Source organism: Paraclostridium sordellii (assembly GCF_000953675.1).
GTDB classification, from domain to species: domain Bacteria; phylum Bacillota; class Clostridia; order Peptostreptococcales; family Peptostreptococcaceae; genus Paraclostridium; species Paraclostridium sordellii.
On sequence record NZ_LN679998.1, the window covers coordinates 632,296 to 650,238 of the forward strand.

General features: G+C 28.0%; 12 protein-coding genes and 1 other annotated feature. Of the genes, 9 read left to right on the forward strand and 3 right to left on the reverse strand.

What is annotated here, in order from left to right; genetic code table 11:
• Nucleotides 1-7 precede the first annotated feature (7 nt).
• Nucleotides 8-3,445 (reverse strand): pyruvate carboxylase, encoded by a 3,438-nt coding sequence (locus ATCC9714_RS03075; protein ID WP_057544428.1) that lies wholly within the window; start codon nucleotides 3,443-3,445, stop codon nucleotides 8-10.
• 345 nt (nucleotides 3,446-3,790) lie between these two features.
• Between ATCC9714_RS03075 and ATCC9714_RS03080 the strand changes: the two genes are divergently transcribed.
• The 3 genes from ATCC9714_RS03080 (at nucleotide 3,791) to ATCC9714_RS03090 (ending at nucleotide 7,451) form a co-directional block, all read left to right on the forward strand.
• Entirely contained in the window at nucleotides 3,791-4,486 is a 696-nt protein-coding gene (locus ATCC9714_RS03080) for a hypothetical protein (RefSeq protein WP_021128928.1), read from the forward strand.
• A gap of 255 nt (nucleotides 4,487-4,741) precedes the next feature.
• Nucleotides 4,742-6,409 (forward strand): MFS transporter, encoded by a 1,668-nt coding sequence (locus ATCC9714_RS03085; RefSeq protein ID WP_057544429.1) that lies wholly within the window; start codon nucleotides 4,742-4,744, stop codon nucleotides 6,407-6,409.
• Nucleotides 6,410-6,530: 121 nt separating this feature from the next.
• Nucleotides 6,531-7,451 carry a DUF2232 domain-containing protein gene (locus ATCC9714_RS03090; RefSeq protein ID WP_057544430.1) on the forward strand — a complete coding sequence of 307 codons (921 nt, stop codon included), beginning with the start codon at nucleotides 6,531-6,533 and terminating at the stop codon, nucleotides 7,449-7,451.
• Between the two features lie 33 nt (nucleotides 7,452-7,484).
• Here the strand turns inward: ATCC9714_RS03090 and ATCC9714_RS03095 are convergent, their stop codons facing one another.
• The gene (locus tag ATCC9714_RS03095) at nucleotides 7,485-7,898 is read right to left on the reverse strand and encodes a DUF3783 domain-containing protein (protein WP_021125340.1); all 414 of its coding nucleotides are present in this window, start codon (nucleotides 7,896-7,898) and stop codon (nucleotides 7,485-7,487) included.
• 228 nt (nucleotides 7,899-8,126) lie between these two features.
• Here ATCC9714_RS03095 and ATCC9714_RS03100 point away from each other — a divergent pair, with 228 nt between their 5' ends.
• On the forward strand, nucleotides 8,127-9,494 hold the full coding sequence (locus tag ATCC9714_RS03100; protein ID WP_057544431.1) for a peptide MFS transporter: 1,368 nt from the start codon (nucleotides 8,127-8,129) through the stop codon (nucleotides 9,492-9,494).
• A 33-nt stretch (nucleotides 9,495-9,527) separates the two neighbouring features.
• Here the strand turns inward: ATCC9714_RS03100 and ATCC9714_RS03105 are convergent, their stop codons facing one another.
• Entirely contained in the window at nucleotides 9,528-10,595 is a 1,068-nt protein-coding gene (locus ATCC9714_RS03105; RefSeq protein WP_057544432.1) for a M24 family metallopeptidase, read from the reverse strand.
• 158 nt (nucleotides 10,596-10,753) lie between these two features.
• On the opposite strand from ATCC9714_RS03105, the gene ATCC9714_RS03110 reads away from it, so the two are divergent.
• The 5 genes from ATCC9714_RS03110 to ATCC9714_RS03130 all read left to right on the forward strand — a co-directional run bounded on the left by ATCC9714_RS03110 (nucleotide 10,754) and on the right by ATCC9714_RS03130 (nucleotide 17,863).
• Nucleotides 10,754-11,173 carry a hypothetical protein gene (locus ATCC9714_RS03110; RefSeq protein WP_021125336.1) on the forward strand — a complete coding sequence of 140 codons (420 nt, stop codon included), beginning with the start codon at nucleotides 10,754-10,756 and terminating at the stop codon, nucleotides 11,171-11,173.
• 57 nt (nucleotides 11,174-11,230) lie between these two features.
• Nucleotides 11,231-12,316 carry a tRNA 2-thiouridine(34) synthase MnmA gene (gene mnmA, locus ATCC9714_RS03115; RefSeq protein ID WP_021128921.1) on the forward strand — a complete coding sequence of 362 codons (1,086 nt, stop codon included), beginning with the start codon at nucleotides 11,231-11,233 and terminating at the stop codon, nucleotides 12,314-12,316.
• Between the two features lie 128 nt (nucleotides 12,317-12,444).
• Nucleotides 12,445-12,664: a binding site (T-box leader), on the forward strand.
• Nucleotides 12,665-12,734: 70 nt separating this feature from the next.
• Nucleotides 12,735-15,380 carry an alanine--tRNA ligase gene (alaS, locus tag ATCC9714_RS03120; RefSeq protein ID WP_021128920.1) on the forward strand — a complete coding sequence of 882 codons (2,646 nt, stop codon included), beginning with the start codon at nucleotides 12,735-12,737 and terminating at the stop codon, nucleotides 15,378-15,380.
• A gap of 44 nt (nucleotides 15,381-15,424) precedes the next feature.
• Nucleotides 15,425-15,685 (forward strand): IreB family regulatory phosphoprotein, encoded by a 261-nt coding sequence (locus ATCC9714_RS03125; protein WP_021128919.1) that lies wholly within the window; start codon nucleotides 15,425-15,427, stop codon nucleotides 15,683-15,685.
• A 9-nt stretch (nucleotides 15,686-15,694) separates the two neighbouring features.
• A complete protein-coding gene (locus tag ATCC9714_RS03130; RefSeq protein ID WP_057544433.1) occupies nucleotides 15,695-17,863 on the forward strand; it encodes a hypothetical protein in 2,169 nt (722 codons plus the stop codon).
• Nucleotides 17,864-17,943 lie beyond the last annotated feature (80 nt).

Sequence of the window (17,943 nt, forward strand, 5' to 3'; positions counted from 1 at the left end):
TTCTTTTTTACTTCATTTCTATTAATAACTGTTTATCTTTAACTAAGTCATCTTGACTTACATGAATGTTTTTAATTGTACCATCAGATTTTGCAACTATTACGGTTTCCATCTTCATAGCTTCAATAATTATAATTGGTTCGTTTTTCTTAACAACTTGATTTTCTTTAACCAAAATTTTAGCTACTTTACCAGGTATACTAGCACCAATTTGAAGTGGATTATTCATATCTGCTTTTACTATATCTTTTATATTGGAAGAATAGTTATTATCTTTTATTTCAATATCTCGCATCATTCCATTTAATTCAAAAGATATTGTTTTTGTTCCATCTTCTTTTGTATCTCCTATTTCGACTAATTTAATAGTTAAAATCTTACCTTCTTCGATTTCTACCTCACACTCTTCACCAATATCTAAACCGTAAAAATATACATGACTTTCAAGCTTAGATATATCATTATAAAGTTGTAAATGTTTTAAGTAATCCTCATAAACTTTAGGGTAAAGAGTATAACTTAATATATTTCTAATATTTGAATCCATATTAAAAGTAGTATCAAGATATTTTTTTATATTATCAAAATTTTCATTTTCTATTAGTGTTCCAGGTCTAGCTGTTATAGGGTTTTCACCCTTTAAAACGACTTTTTGTATATCTTTAGGTATACCACCTTCAGGTTGGCCTATCATACCTTTACAATAATCAACTACTGAGTCAGGAAAAGCTAAATTTTTACCTTCTGATAGTATATTTTTATTATTAAGTTTATTTTTAACCATGAAAATAGCCAAGTCACCAACAACTTTAGACGAAGGAGTTACCTTTATAATATCACCTAAAATTTCATTAGATTCTTTATATTTTTCTTTAACTAAATCAAATTTATCAGATAAGCCTAGGCTATCAGCTTGGGGTTTTAAATTAGTATATTGACCACCTGGGATTTCATATTTATATATTTCGGCAGACGGATTTTTTAAATCACTTTCAAACTTAGAATAAACTTTTCGTAAATCTTTATAATAATTTCCTAGTTCTTCATATCCATACAAGTCTATTTTTGTATCTCTTTCTGTATTTTTTAAAGCCTCTACAACAGCATTTAAAGATGGTTGACTTGTAAGAGATGACATTGTTTCAAGGGCAGTATCTACAATATCAACACCAGCTTCACTAGCCATTAAACAAGTTGCAACACCATTACCACTAGTATCATGAGTATGAAGGTGAATAGGAGTATTTATATTTGCTTTTAATTCTTTAATAAGTGTATAGGCTGCATAAGGTTTTAAAAGACCAGCCATATCTTTTATACAAATTATATCTGAACCTAATTCTTCTAATTGTTTAGCCATTTTTATATAGTACTCTAAGTTGTATTTACTCCTTGATGAATCTAGAATATCTCCTGTATAGCAAATAGTAGATTCAACTATTTTACCAGTTTCAAGTGCAGTATAAATAGATGGTTTCATATTTTCAACCCAGTTAAGAGAGTCAAAAATTCTAAAAATATCGATGCCTTTATTAGCAGACTCTTTTAAAAACTCTTTTATAACATTATCTGGATAATTCTTATAACCTACACCATTAGAAGCTCTAAACAGCATTTGAAACATAATATTAGGTATTTCTTCTCTTAGTTTCTCTAATCTTATCCAAGGAGATTCTTTTAAAAATCTATAAGCTACATCATAAGTTGCTCCTCCCCACATTTCTAGAGAAAATAAATCTTTCATATATTCATTTGTAGGTTTAGCTACTTTTAACAAGTCATAGCTTCTAAGTCTTGTAGCTAGAAGAGATTGATGAGCATCTCGCATAGTTGTATCTGTTAGTAATAATTTTTTTTCGTTTTTTATACTTTCTATATATTTTTCTTTACCAAGTTTATTGAATAAATCTCTACTACCTTCTTTATTTTTATTTATAATAGATTCTTTTATATTAGGAGTATATAGAGATTCAAATTTTGGTTTTTGGTTACAGTTATTTTCATTTACTATTGTATTACCTATAAATTGTAGTAACTTTGTTCCTCTATCTTTGCTTTCTTTTATATCAAATAACTCGGGATTTTCATCAATAAATTTTGTACTGCATTTTCCACATTCAAATATTGGATTATTCAATACATTAATTAAAAAACCAACGTTTGTTTTAACGCCTCTAATTCGAAGTTCTTTTACAGAACGAATAGTTTTATTTATCGCTCCCTTAAAAGTTCTATCCCAAGATATTGTTTTAACCAATAAGCTATCATAGTAAGGGCTTATAGTAGAGCCTGTAAAGCCATTACCACCATCTAGTCTTATACCAAATCCTGAGCCAGTTCTATAAACTTGAACTTTACCTGTATCAGGCATAAAGTTATTTTTAGGATCTTCAGTTGTTATTCTACATTGGATAGAGTATCCTCTTACTTGTATATCATTTTGGTTCTTGATATTAATTTCTTCACTATCTAATCTGTGACCTTTTGCTATTAATATTTGACTTTGAACTATGTCTATTCCTGTTATCATTTCAGTTACAGTATGTTCAACTTGGACTCTAGGATTCATTTCTATAAAATAAAAATTTTCATTATCATCCACTAAAAACTCAAGGGTACCAGCATTTACATAACCAACATGTTTAGCTATCTTTACCGCGTTTTCACAAATTTTTTCTCTTAACTTACTTGATAGAGAAAATGCTGGGGCATATTCAATAATTTTTTGATGCCTTCTTTGAACAGAGCAGTCTCTTTCATATAAGTGGACAATATTTCCATACATATCGCCTAAAATTTGAACTTCTATGTGTTTTGGATTTGATATATACTTTTCTATAAAAATCATATCTTCACCAAAGGCTTTTTTTGACTCACTACAAGCAGTTTCATATTCTATGCTTAAATCTTCTTCTTTATATACAACTCTCATACCTCTACCACCGCCGCCATTAGAGGCTTTAAGCATTATCGGATATCCTATTTTTTGAGCTATTTCCTTTGCTTGATCAATACTTTTAATTGATGTATCAACACCAGGAATAGTTGGGACATCTGCATTTTTAGCTATTTGTTTAGAGTTAATTTTATCTCCCATCATATTCATTATATCTGCTGATGGACCGATAAATATTATTCCATTTTCTTCGCATTTACGTACAAATTCTGGATTTTCAGATAAAAAGCCATATCCAGGATGGATTGCATCTACATTTTTTTCTTTAGCTAAATCTATTATACTATCCATATCTAGGTAAGCATCTATAGGACCTTTATCTTCTCCAATTAAATAAGATTCATCGGCTTTTGTTCTAAATAATGAATATTTATCTTCCTTGCTGTAAATACATACACTTTTTATTCCTAATTCAGAGCAAGCTCTAAATATTCTAATAGCAATTTCACCTCTATTAGCGACAAGTATTTTGTTTATTTTTTTAAGCATAAAAGTAAAAACCCCCTTCATTTCTTTTAATATTAAAGAGTATATAGCATTTAACTTTAATTTTAAATAGTAAAACTAAAGTTCCTTAATAAATAAGATGAATATATATATTTGAATAATTTTTATAGTTTGAAAATATATAATTATCTTATTAAATATGGGTAAAAAAGTTTAAAATCTTTAAAAGATATAATTACCTAATTAAATTTAAGTATATTGATTTTAAGACTTTAAAATAGGGCTTATTAAGTAATTTAGAGCATAGAAAATTAAAGAAAAGTATTAAATTATAATATATGTTATAATACTTAAAGAATTTAAAAGTTTTTATAAAGGAGTACTTAAATGAAAAAAATTAGATATTATTTCGTTATATCATTTATATTAATTGCTTTATCAGCCGTAATGTTTTTAATACACTATCTAGTTTTCGGGCAAGCACTAAACACTGCATATTATTCCCTTATGAATTTATGTTTTATTCCTATAAACAGTTTAGTTGTAACTATAATACTTGAAAAATTAATAGATTATAGAGCTAAAAAAGATAGAATAGAAAAAATAAATATGCTAGTTGGTATATTTTTTACAGAAGTTGGTGGAAAATTAATGCATCTTATTATAGATTCAGATAAAGATGCAAAAAATTACATAACAAATTTTGAAGATTTAAATAATATAAAAAAATGCTTAAATGAATATGATTATAAAGTTGATATGAACAATATTGATTTATGTTCAATAAAAAATATATTATTAGAGAATAACAATTTATTTGTAACATTAATAAGTAATGAGAATGTATTTCAGCATCAAATTTTTACTGATTTACTTATGTCTGTGGTCCACTTAAGAGATGAAATTATATTTATGGAGAAAGATGATAATTTAGAATTAAATATAAATCATTTAGAAAATGATGTTATAAGAGTATACAAAAATATCTCGATACAATGGATTTCATATTTAGAATATTTAAATAAATCATATCCATTTTTATACAATAATGCTATAAGAGTTAATCCATTTAAGTTTGATTAAAGAGAAGTGAAAATAGTTTTTTCTATTTTCACTTCTCTTTAAAATTTTATAAATGAATAAATATTTTTATAATGGGTATATGAATGATTGGTAAAGAAATAAAAATTTAACAATATAATTGATTAATGTAAGTAAAAATTGTAGTTGTTTTAGTATAGAATATTTTAATATTATATTTTAAAATGGTTATAACTTTAATTGAAAAATATCTCTTACATTAATTAAGATAAAATTTAATTATGAGGAGTGTATTTTATGAGCGAAGTACAGAAGAAAAATGGCACAGGTATAGCTATGTTAGTTTTCTTACTTGGAATTTTTATGGGGGCTATGGATTCAGGTATAGTATCTCCAGCAAGAGATGTAATAGCTAATGGACTAGGTATAACCGAGTCTGCAAGTGTATGGATGATAACTATATATACATTAGCTTATGCGGTCTCTATGCCAATTACAGGAAAATTAGCAGATACATATGGTAGAAAAAAGGTATATATGATATGTGTTATATTATTTGCAACAGGTTCATTACTTTGTGGAGTATCTGATATAGTAGGAAGTTATCAATTTTTATTAACTTCAAGAGTAATTCAAGCGATAGGTGGAGGAGGTATAATGCCAATTGCCACAGCTTATATAGGAGCTTCTTTTCCAGAGGAAAAAAGAGGTTCAGCCCTTGGTATGGTAGGGGGAGTATATGGGATAGCAACGGTACTTGGACCTACGTTAGGAAGTTTTGTACTTTCTATGACTGGAAATAGTAGATGGGGATTTTTATTTTTAATAAACGTTCCAATAAGTATTATTATAATAATTGCGGCATTCAAATTAAAAGAAAATAAGAAAGAATCTAAAGTTAAAAAAATGGATATATGGGGTTCTGTAGTATTAAGTGTTATGGTTGCATCAATAATGTATGGTTTAACAAACTTAAAATTCTATGATTTTGCAAATTCAATTCAATCAATGGATGTATGGCCTTATTTAATAATATTTATAGCTTTTATTCCATTGTTTATATCTACAGAAAAAAGAGCAGAAGATCCTGTTTTAAATTTAAACTTCTTTACAAATAAGCAAACAGCATTAACTTTATTTTTAAGTTTTATAGTTGGATGTGGACTTATGAGTACAGTATTTTTACCACAATTTTCAGAAAATGTACTAAGAATTAAAAGAGGTAGTGGAGGGTATGTAGTAACACTATTTGCTGTTTTTACAGGTATAGCAGCACCTTTAGGTGGTAAATTCATAGATAAATTTGGAGTTAAAAAATTACTTTTACTAGGCTTTGGTGTAAATATAATAGGGGTTCTATATCAAGCATTAGTAACAGCCAATCATCCAAATTTTACAAACTTAACAATAGGTTTAGTATTTATGGGAGCTGGTATGGGATTTACTATGGGAACTCCAATAAATTATTTAATGATGAGCTTAGTTAAGCCAGAAGAAATTTCTATGGGGCAATCAACTGTATCATTACTTCGTTCAATAGGGGTTGCAGTTTCACCAAACTTACTTATAAATTTTGTATCAGATGCAGGTAGAAAAGTACCAGGTGCAATTGAAAAAGTAATGCCACAGATTCCAGGGGGGGCTTTAGGAAGCGGACACATGTCTTCTCAAATGATGGAGAAGTTTCAAAATGCAGATGTCACAAATATATTTAACACTGTAAAATCATTTGTAGAATCTATGTTTAATGGACTTCAACATACTATGGGAGCTAATCCTAATATGCATTTTGATATATTAAAAAATAATTATTTTGTTAGTTTAGATAAAGCTAAACCTGCAATAGAAAATGCGTATCAGTATACTATGAATCAAGGGTATGCACATTTATTTATAGGAACAGCAGTTATAGCAATACTAGGATTAATTGCATCTTTATTTATAAAAAATCATAAAAAAGCTTAAGAAATAATATATAAAAAATAGTTACCTAAAATTTTAGGTAACTATTTTTTATATATTATTCCAAAATTTAGTATATGATATAATATACTAATATTAATAAAATTAAGAAAGAAGGAGTTACATGGAAATAAGAAAAATGACTGAAGCAGCGATTATGTCTGCTTTATTTGTAGTTTGTAGTATTTTTGCAATATCAACAGGTTTTTTATATGCACTTTATATAGATATGATAGTTCCAATATTTATTGCAATTATATACTTAAGATGTGATTTTAAGTTTAGCGCACTTGCTATGTTAATTTGTTTAGTTATAATAGGTTTAATCATGGGAGACATAGCTTCTGCAATTTGCATGACCCAAAGTATGATAATTGGAATAATGTGCGGTTTTATAATTAATAAAAAAACTAAAATGCTAGATGATTTATTTTATTTAAGTATAATATCGTGTTTTATAATGGTATTAGTAGATGTTTTATTTTCCAACTTAATTGGATTTAGTATTATGAAAGATTACCAAGAGATATTGGCTAAAGTTCCACTTAGTGAAAGTGTAAAATCTTCATTAGTATATATTCTTATTGCAACTCTTCCTTTAGGAACTATCATAATGACTTATTTTGGAAGTTTATTTATAGGAAGCAGAATAAAGTGTTTAAAAGAAGTAGCAAGTCAAAAGTTTTACATACTAAAAAATATAAGAAAGTATGCAAATTATATATCTTGTTCTAAATTTACAGTATATATAGGTTTATTATATTTACTTATTATTCAAATTAAGGATTTAGCTGGAGTTGATATAACTCATGTATACTTACTTACAGTGACAGAAACTATAAAATATATAATTTATTATTTTTTAATAAGAGATGCATATGCATATATTAGGCTATATACATATCAAAGAACTAAATCTATAAAGGCTTTAAATATAGTGGGAATGGCATTTTTAGGTTCGCTAGTTTTAAAATTTAATATAAGTTTTTGGATAATATCAATTATTTCATTTTTTTATGTTCCAAGAAAACTTCAAACAATATAAGAAACCTCGTAAATTTTATTACGAGGTTTTTTATTAATGATTAATAGGTTTACCAGCTTTTAAAGCTTCACGCTCTTCTAATAAGTTACCTACTAAAGTATTTATATCCCAATTTAAAGAAGTTTCTGTTACCACCGCTATTAAAGGTGTAGGTATTCTAAATTTTTTTAAAGAGTCTATAAAAGAATGGATTTTAGAATGGTCAACATTATTAAATACAACAGCTTTATTTATTAAACCATTTTCACATTTATCATCTAATTTTCCTTCTAACACATCTTTAACCAAAGAATTACCATTTTTAGGAGTAAGAATTATTTTTTCTTTAATTCCTATTAAACCACATATATTTTTTAACATAGTTAATTCTTTATTATTAAAATTGTATAATATTGCACAAGCATTTTCACTAGAATTAGATAGTTTATTTATATCTTGAAAACTCATATTAACCTCCAAAAATATATTAATACTATTATTAATACCTATTTAAATTTATTTTAAACAATATAAAACAATCATTTGAATTTGAAAAAATACAAAGAAACACAAAATATTTTAGTATTAGTTATATAGTTTCAAATTTAAACTAAAATAATGAGAATAATATTGAAAATTTTACTAAAGGTTACTACACTTTATATTAATATGAAAACTAAACAATGGGGGTATATTATGGGAAATCAAACAGCAACACAAAAGATTAAGCATCCAAAAGCATTATATTTTTGTGGATCGATTTATTCATTTGTAAACTTTGCTTACTATGGAATGAAACTAGTATTAGTTTTATTTTTAGCAGAACAAGTAAGTAAAGGTGGATTGGGATTAAGCGCAGCGGAGGCATCGGCTATGCTTGCATCATTTATGGCTTGGTCTTATTTATCACCAGTTGTAGGGGGCTGGATTAGTGATAGATTTTTAGGTCCAAAGGCTTGTGTATCAATAGGAGTATTAACTGTATCAATAGCTTATTTTATGGGATTTCTAGCTAAATCCAAAGCTCAGATAACAATTATGATAGTGTTAGCAGTTATAGGTGGTGGATTTTACAAAGGAAATTTAAATACATTAGTAGGTACTCTTTATGATAAGAATGACTCAAGAAAAGATGGTGCATTTTCAATAACATATACTTTTACAAATATAGGGGTATTATTTGGACCTTTATTATGTGGACTTATAGCTAATGAATGGTTTTCACAAAAAAGCGGAGGAGAAATAACTTTTTATGGATACAAGTACGTATTTTTAACAGCAGCAATAATTGCCTTCATAGGATTTTTAGTTTTTACTTTAGGTCAAAAGAAATTTCTAAAAAATAGTAGTACAAATATAAGTAAAAAAGAAGATTTAGAAAGAAAAAGGGAGTTAGCAAAAACACCATTAACTATAAAAGAGAAAAAAAGAATGGTAGTAATACTTATACTAGCATTTTTTACAATATTTTTCTGGATGGCGTATAATCAAGCATCCATGTCTATAGCATTATATACTCAAAGTTTTGTTAATTTAAATGTAGGAAACTTTACAATACCAACTTCATGGATTGACTCTTACAATGGATTATTATGTGTAATACTAGGTCCTATAATGGCTGTTATATGGCTAAAGTTATCTCAAAGTAAAAGAGGAGATTTAAATATATCAACTAAAATGAGTTTAGGGTTTATTTTCTTAGCTATAGCATTTATATTTATGATAATTGCTGTAAATATAAGTGGGACAGATCCTAGTACAACTACAAAAGCTAGTGTTATATGGATAATTTTATTTATAACATTACAAAGTGTAGGAGAAATGTGTTTTTCTCCAGTAGGATATGGGATGGTCGATAGATTAGCACCAGAAAAGTACTCGTCTTTATTTATGGGAATATGGTTTGGTAGTATATTTGCAGCAAATAAGTTATCAGGATATGTACAAGTTATAATAGATAAATTGGGAATGCTTCAAGTATTTATAATAATACCTGTGTTTTTAGCAATAGTTGGAGCATTATTATTAATACTTAATAAAAAACTTGAAAAAATGTCAGAATAGAAAAAGTGAGCTAAATTTAGCTCACTTTTTTATTTATAAAATCATAAGTTCTTTAGGAAACTTAGTAAGTATTTCTATTCCATCATCTTTGACAATTACAGAATCTTCTATTCTAACTCCACCAAAGCCTGGAATATATAAACCAGGTTCCATAGTTATTATACAACCTTTTTCTATTACTTTAGTTCCATAGTTACCTAAAAATGGTTCTTCATGAAGGTCCATTCCAACACCATGACCTATTCCAGGGTAGTAAAACTCTTCATATTTTTTAATAACTTCTCTGATTGCTTGGTCAGGCTCAAAAGCTAGTGCTCCAGATTTTATCTTGCTAAGACCCACTAGTTGAGCTTCTTTAACAAGATTATAAATTTCCAATTGTTTTTCACTAGGGTTACCCACTATAAAAGTTCTAGTCATATCTGAAATATATCCATTATATTTGGCACCAAAATCTATAGTTACAAAATCCCCATCCTCTATTAGTTTATTATCAGGCTTACCATGAGGCAGGGAAGTTTTAGTACCGGAGATTAAGATAGTTTCAAAACCTATTTCGTCAGCACCGTTCATTTTTAAGTAAAATTCAAGTCTAGCACATAATTCTTTTTCACTAACACCAACTTTTATGTGAGGAACTAATTCTTCAAGAGCTTTATCACCTATTTCACAAGCTTTTTTTATGTAACTTGCTTCAGATTCATCTTTTACATATCTTAAAGATTCTATAAGACCATCAGTTCCTATTAAATCTACATTAGATAATATATTTTTTAAATCTTCATATTTATCAAATGTTATATTGCTTCTTTCAAACCCTAATTTTTTTACACCATTTTCATTGCAAATATGACTAACTGCTTTTATAAGATTTCTATCAAATAAATGCCAGTTTACAACTTCAAAACCTACACATTCTTTCTGAGCTAATTCAGTAAATCTACCATCAGTAATAAGATAAAATTTATCTTTGCAAGCTAAAACAAATGCAGCTTCATCTGTAAATTTACTAATATAATTTACGTTAGAGCGTTTTGTCAAAAATATTGCATCTAAATTATTCTCATTTAATAATAATGAAAGTCTTTCTGTTCTTTTCATAATGAGCCCCCTTATAATTAAGAAAATGTTTTCTTAATTATATTATATCAATAGTTAAGTATAATTAAAATATTTTGGAGATAAACACTTGTTATAAACACATCAAAAAAGATATTATAGTATATATTTATTTATAGAGGATTTTAAAGGAGTAATTTATGAATAGAGCTGAATTTTTAAAACAGGTAACTTTTCAAATATCAAAGATAATAAATAGAAGAAAGTATATAATAGTAAAAAAGATCTTAGAAAAAATACTAGAAACATTATCCAAAGTTTTAATAGTTCCTCCAATTGTGTTTACTGGTATCATGGTTGTGGGTATTTTAATACTATTAGGCATGAGTATTTTTACTATAAACTTTTTCCCAGATTTTGTTTATATGATGGATACTAGCTTAATATTGGGAACAATAGGAATTGTTATTAGCTTAGTATTTATGGGTTTAAGTATAATTGGATGGCCTGTATATATATTAGTTTTAATTGGTGGAATTTGGTTTATAAGATCATATAGAAAATTTATAAAAAATCATTATCTATATAAAAGAGCAAATGATTTTATAGATAGGGTATAAGTTAATACTTTAAAAAATAAGTCAAAGTATATATAATATAAAGAACGAGGTGATAATATGAAAAAAAGAGTAATGATCGGTATGAGTGGTGGGGTAGACAGTTCTGTTGCCGCATATCTTTTAAAAGAACAAGGCTATGATGTAATAGGAGTTACTATGAAGTTATGGCAAGATGATGATGATGAGCTTATAGAAAATGAAGGTGGATGTTGTTCACTTGCAGCTGTTGAGGATGCAAGGAAAGTTGCAGATAAAATAGGTATACCTTTTTACGTATTAAACTTTAGTGATGTATTTAAAGAGAAAGTAATAGAGCCATTTATAGATGAATATTTAAACGGAAGAACACCAAATCCTTGTATAGCTTGTAATAAGCATATAAAGTTTGATGACTTTTTCAATAAAGCACGTCAAATAGGATGTGATTATGTTGCTACGGGACATTATGCTAAAATAGAAAAAGATGAAGAAGCGGGTAGATATTTACTTAAAAAGTCTGTTACGGATAAAAAAGATCAAACTTATGCATTATATAATATAACTCAAGAGCAGTTAGCACATACATTACTTCCAATCGGAGATTACGAAAAAGACAGAGTAAGAGAAATTGCAAAAGAAATAGGTATAGATGTTCATAACAAACCAGATAGTCAAGAAATATGCTTTGTAAAAGATAATGACTATGCAGGGTATGTAAAAAAACATGCTAAAAAAAGAATTGATCCAGGATTTTTTGTAGATACTAAGGGAAATGTATTAGGAAAACATAATGGCATAATAAATTATACTATAGGTCAAAGAAAAGGTCTTGGAATTGCATTTGGAAAACCTATGTTTGTAGTTGATATAGATCCTGTAAAAAATACTGTTGTATTAGGAGATAATGAAGATATATTCTCAAATGCACTAATAGCTAAAGATATAAACTTAATATCAATTGATGATATAAAAGAACCTATAAGAGTACAAGCTAAAGTAAGATACTCAGCAAGACCATCTAATGCCACAGTAACTAAAGTAGGCGAAGATACTATTAAAATCGTATTTGACGAGCCTCAAAGGGCGATAACTAAAGGTCAATCAGTAGTAATGTATGATGGAGACAAAGTTGTAGGTGGCGGAATAATAGTAAAGAGCCTATAATAAACATTTGTTTTGATTGAGCAAGGTGTCTGTAAATTACTTCATAGCGCCAACGACTATGTACGTTACTAAAAAAACTATTGATTATTTTAAGAAAATTTAGTAACATATCTATAAATAATATAAATTTAAATACAATGAAAAGAAGTAGTAAATTAATTGATGCTTTACAGAGAGAGGGATTAGGTGAGAGCCCTTACGATAGATTAATTGAAGCAGTCTTGGAGTATCAACTTTGAAATTAAGTAGGAGTTGACGGTGGTTCCGTTATAACTTAAGGTTTTCCGAAGATACTGTGATTTTTACAGTAATTAGGGTGGTACCGCGAGATATATCCTCGCCCCTATAGTTTTTTATAGAGGCGGGGATTTTTTAATACAAGGAATCATAAAGGCATAAATTATAGGAGGAAATAAAAATGCAAAAAATGGGATTAAACGAAATAAGAAGTAAATTTTTAAACTTCTTTGAATCAAAAGGACATTTAGTTCAACCAAGTTATTCATTAGTGCCACATAACGATAAGAGTTTATTATTAATAAATGCTGGTATGGCACCACTTAAAAATTATTTTTCAGGTACAGAAATACCGCCAAGTAAGAGAATGACAACTTGTCAAAAATGTGTAAGAACTGGAGATATAGAAAATGTAGGGGTTACAGCTAGACATGCTACATTATTTGAAATGCTTGGAAACTTCTCATTTGGAGATTATTTTAAGGAAGAGACATTAAAATGGGGATGGGAATTTGTTACAGAACATTTAAACATACCTCAAGATAAAATATGGGTAAGTGTATACTTAGAAGATGATGAAGCTTTTGAAATATGGGAAAAAGAAATAGGAATACCAAAAGAAAGAATAGTGAGATTAGGAAAAGAAGATAACTTCTGGGAAATAGGTACAGGTGCTTGTGGACCATGTTCAGAAATACACTTTGACAGAGGTGAAGAATATGGATGTGACAACCCAGATTGTAAACCAGGATGTGACTGTGATAGATATTTAGAGTTTTGGAACCATGTTTTCTCTCAATTTAACAAAGATGAAGAAGGAAACTACAACCCACTTGAAAATAAGAATATAGATACAGGTATGGGTCTTGAGAGAATAGCTTGTATAATGCAAGGTGTTGATACTATATTTGACGTTGATACTATAAAGCATATATTAAATGCTGTTGAAAAAATGACAAACTCTAATTATGGAAAAGAATATAAAGTTGATAAATCTATAAGAATAATAACTGACCATATAAGAAGTGTAAGTTTCTTAGTTGCAGATGGAGTATTACCATCAAATGAAGGTAGAGGTTATGTTCTTAGAAGATTATTAAGAAGAGCAGCAAGAAATGGAAAATTACTTGGAATGAAAGAGCCATTCTTATATAAATTAGTTGATGAAGTTATAGCTGTAAGTGGAGAAGCTTACCCAGAACTAGTTGAAAAAGCTGAATATATTAAAAAGGTTATAAGAATAGAAGAAGAAAAATTCAATGAAACAATAGATAAGGGAAGTGAAATATTAGCTTCTTATATAGAAGAATTAAAATCTAATAACGAAAAAACTTTAAGTGGAGAAAATGCATTTAGATTATATGATACTTATGGATTCCCTGTAGATTTAACTAAAGAAATATTAGAAGAAGAACATTTAGAAATAGATGAAGAAGGTTTCCAAGCTGAGATGGAAAAACAAAGACAAACAGCAAGAGATGCTAGAGGAAATATGGACTCAGAAGCTTGGAAAGAAGATGCTATAGCTAAACTAGATAAAGATATAGTTACGGATTTTGAAGGATATGAAACATTATCTATAGAATCAACTGTAAAAGGTATAGCTAAAGAAAATGAATTAGTTAAATCAGCATCTGTAGGAGATGAAGTTATAATAGTTCTTGATAAAACTGCTTTTTATCCAGAAGGTGGAGGTCAAGTAGGAGATAAAGGTCTTTTAGTTAATAAAAATGAAGATGTAGTTGTTGAAGTTATAGATACTAAAAAAGGACCAAACAATACTATAAAACATATATGTGTTGTAAAATCAGGAATGATAAATGTAGGAGATGTTGTGTATACTAAGGTAGATAAAGAAGTAAGATTAGCTTCAGCTAGAAACCATAGTGCTACTCATATACTACACAAAGTATTAAAAGAAGTTTTAGGAGAACATGTTAACCAAGCTGGATCACTTGTTACTCCTGAAAGATTAAGATTTGACGTAACTCACTTTGAAGCAATATCAAAAGATGAGTTAAAAGTTATAGAAGAAAAAGTAAATGATATGATATTTGAAGCTTTAGATATAACTTGTGAAAACATGAGTATGACAGACGCTTCTAATAAAGGTGCTACTGCATTATTTGGTGAAAAATACGGAGATGAAGTAAGAGTTGTATCTATGGGAGAATATTCTATAGAATTATGTGGAGGAACTCACTTAACAAATACTTCTCAAATCGGTATGTTTAAAATACTTTCTGAAGGTGGAGTTGCAGCTGGTGTAAGAAGAATAGAAGCTATAACTGGTAAGGAAGTATATTATTTCCTAAATAATAAACAAAATTTAATAAATGAAGTATGTACTACTGTAAAAGCTAAAGAAGATAATCTAGTAGCAAGAGTAGGACATTTATTAGATGAAACTAAATCATTGGCTAAAGAGTTAAACGAAGTTAAAGCTAAAATGAGTTTACAATCTGCAGACTCTATATTAGACTCTAAAGTAGATATAAATGGAGTAAACATTGTTACATCTAAGTTTGAAGATATGGATATGGATACACTTAGAAATACTGCAGATACGTTAAGAGATAAATTATCTTCAGGTGTAGTTGTTTTAGCAAATGTAGCTGGAGGAAAAATAAACTTTGTTGCAACAGCTACTAAAGATGTAGTTGAAAAAGGTGTTCATGCTGGAAACATAGTTAAAGAAGTTGCTCAAATTGCTGGTGGAAAAGGTGGAGGAAGACCTAATATGGCTCAAGCTGGAGCTCCTGATGTAAATAAGGTCGATGAAGCTTTAAATCATGCAAAAGATGTGTTAAAATCTCAAGTAAAGTAATAAAACAAAAAACAAATAAAATAAAAAGATAGGGGTGTTGTAATATGAATGAAAATATGGATTATACAATGAAATTCGAAGGTATAACATCTGAACAAATGAGTGTTAGTGAAGCAATAGATTTAGTATATAGCGCTCTTAAGGAAAAAGGATACAACCCTATAAACCAAATTATAGGATACATTCTTTCAGGAGACTCTAGTTATATAACAAGTCATAACAATGCTAGAGGAATCATGAAGAAGTTTGAAAGAGATGAAATTTTAGAAGAGGTTATCACTTATTATTTGAACAATAGAAAGTAGGTCAATCTTATGAAAAAAAAGATTGTATCCTTATTAACTACTTTAATAGTACTTATAAGCTCTATGTCTACAGTTAGTTTTGCAGAGGAAAAAGGTAAAGTAATACTTATTAATATGAATAGAACAAGTCTAGATGATATGTTAAGTATACAAGCTTTAAGCAAAAAAGTAGAAAATGAAGGTTATATAGGGCTTATGAATATCAGAGGTGACCGAGGAACTGATGATAGAAGGTCATATGCAGCTATAGGAGCAGGTGGTAGAGTTACAATGCCAAGCCAAAGTCTTATAAATTTTGAAGAATTAAACAAAGATAATGGACCTGCTTATAAAGCTGAAACAGGACACAATCCTAAAAAAATAAATGACATGACTATAAACTATTCTCTAAGTGAAAACTTAGAGAATGGTTCTTATGGATCAAAACTTGGTTCACTAGGGCAAACTTTAGCGGACAAGAAAATAAAGACTTCTGTTATAGGTAATGCTGACAAAGTTAATAATGGAGAATTATTAAAAAATAGAAATATAGCATTAATGGCTATGGACAACATTGGAAGAGTAGAAAATGGTAATGTTGATAATATAAATATAAAAGATAATACTATGCCTTATGGAATAAGTACTGATTATAATAAGCTAAAAAGTGATACTAAAAAGTTTTACGATAACAGCGATGTTTTATTTGTAGAACTTGGAGATACTTACAGATTAGATGAATATAAAGATTATTTAAATGAAAAAACTTATAAAGAGATGAAATTAAGAATATATAATAAAATAAATTCATATCTAGAAGAAGTTTTTAAAATGGCAAATAAAAATGATACAATTTATATAACATCAACATTTCCAAGCAATGAAGATTATAAAAATCAAAAAAGATTATCTCCAATAATTAAATTTGATGGATCTTCAAAAGGAGTATTAAAATCAGCCACTACTAGAAGAGAAGGTGTAGTTGGAAATATCGATATTGGTGTAGATATTCTTTCTAAATTTGGTTTAGTAAATGAAAATATGCTAGGAAAGAAATTTATAGATGTAAAGAAAGCAAACAATGTAGAATTTATAAACCATGAGTTTGAAAAAATGGTATCTATGTTGGGAGTAAGAAGTACTATAGTAAATACATCTGTAGGAATAGTTGCGGCGGCATGGGTAATTTGTACTATACTTTTAGTCTTTTTTAGAAATAAAATTCCTAAAAAAGAAGTTGTATTTAAGATATTAAAAGAAATTGTGAAGTTAGGAATTTTATTACCACTTGCATTTATTCTAGCTCCTATATTCAATTTATCAACTAAAGCAGGAATAACTATGGGCATAGTAGGTACGCTCATAGGTCTATATACAATTGGAAAGATATTTTTCAAAAAAGATATGACATATCTTATGTTCTTCTCTTTAATGACTATAATAGTAATAGTTATAGACTCTATATTTGGAACACACTTAATGCAAAATAATATTATGAGCTATGATGCAATAATAGGTGCTAGATATTATGGAGTAGGAAATGAATATGAAGGTGTAACGATTGGATGTGCAATATTTGCACTTTCAGTTTTACTAAACTATAAAAAAATACCAAGATGGGTAGTTATTATGTTTGCTTTAGTTATATTGATAACAAGTGCATATCCATCTATGGGTGCTAATGTTGGAGGATGTATATCTGAATCTGTAGCATATGTGTTATTTATATTACTGATATTTGATGTAAAGATGGATTTGAAAAAATCTATATTATTGGGATTAGTTCCTGTTATTTTAGTAGGATTATTTGCTACTTTAGATATTGTATCAAAAAGTCAATCTCATTTATCTGGGTTTGTAAATCAAATAATGTTAAATGGGCCAGGAGCTATAATCCAGACATTTACTAGAAAAATACAGATGAATGTAGATATAGCTACAAGTAATATCTTTATTGTAATAGCTTTAATAGTTGCAGGATTTATGAGCAAATTTATATTCAAGCCTTCAAGACACTTTAAAAAATTAGCAGACAAATATCCATATGTGTTTAAAGGGTTTGTAGCTATAATTGTAGGGTGTATAGTTGCTTTAATATTTAATGATTCAGGAATAGTTGCAGCTGGAACAGGTTCAATATATATACTAATACCACTATTAGTTATGAGTGTAAATATGATGATTTTTGATAAAGAATAGTTTACTACTATAATTAGGGAGGTAACTAAATGTTACGTCCCTAATTTTTAATTTATTAAATTAATGATTTTTAAGTTATA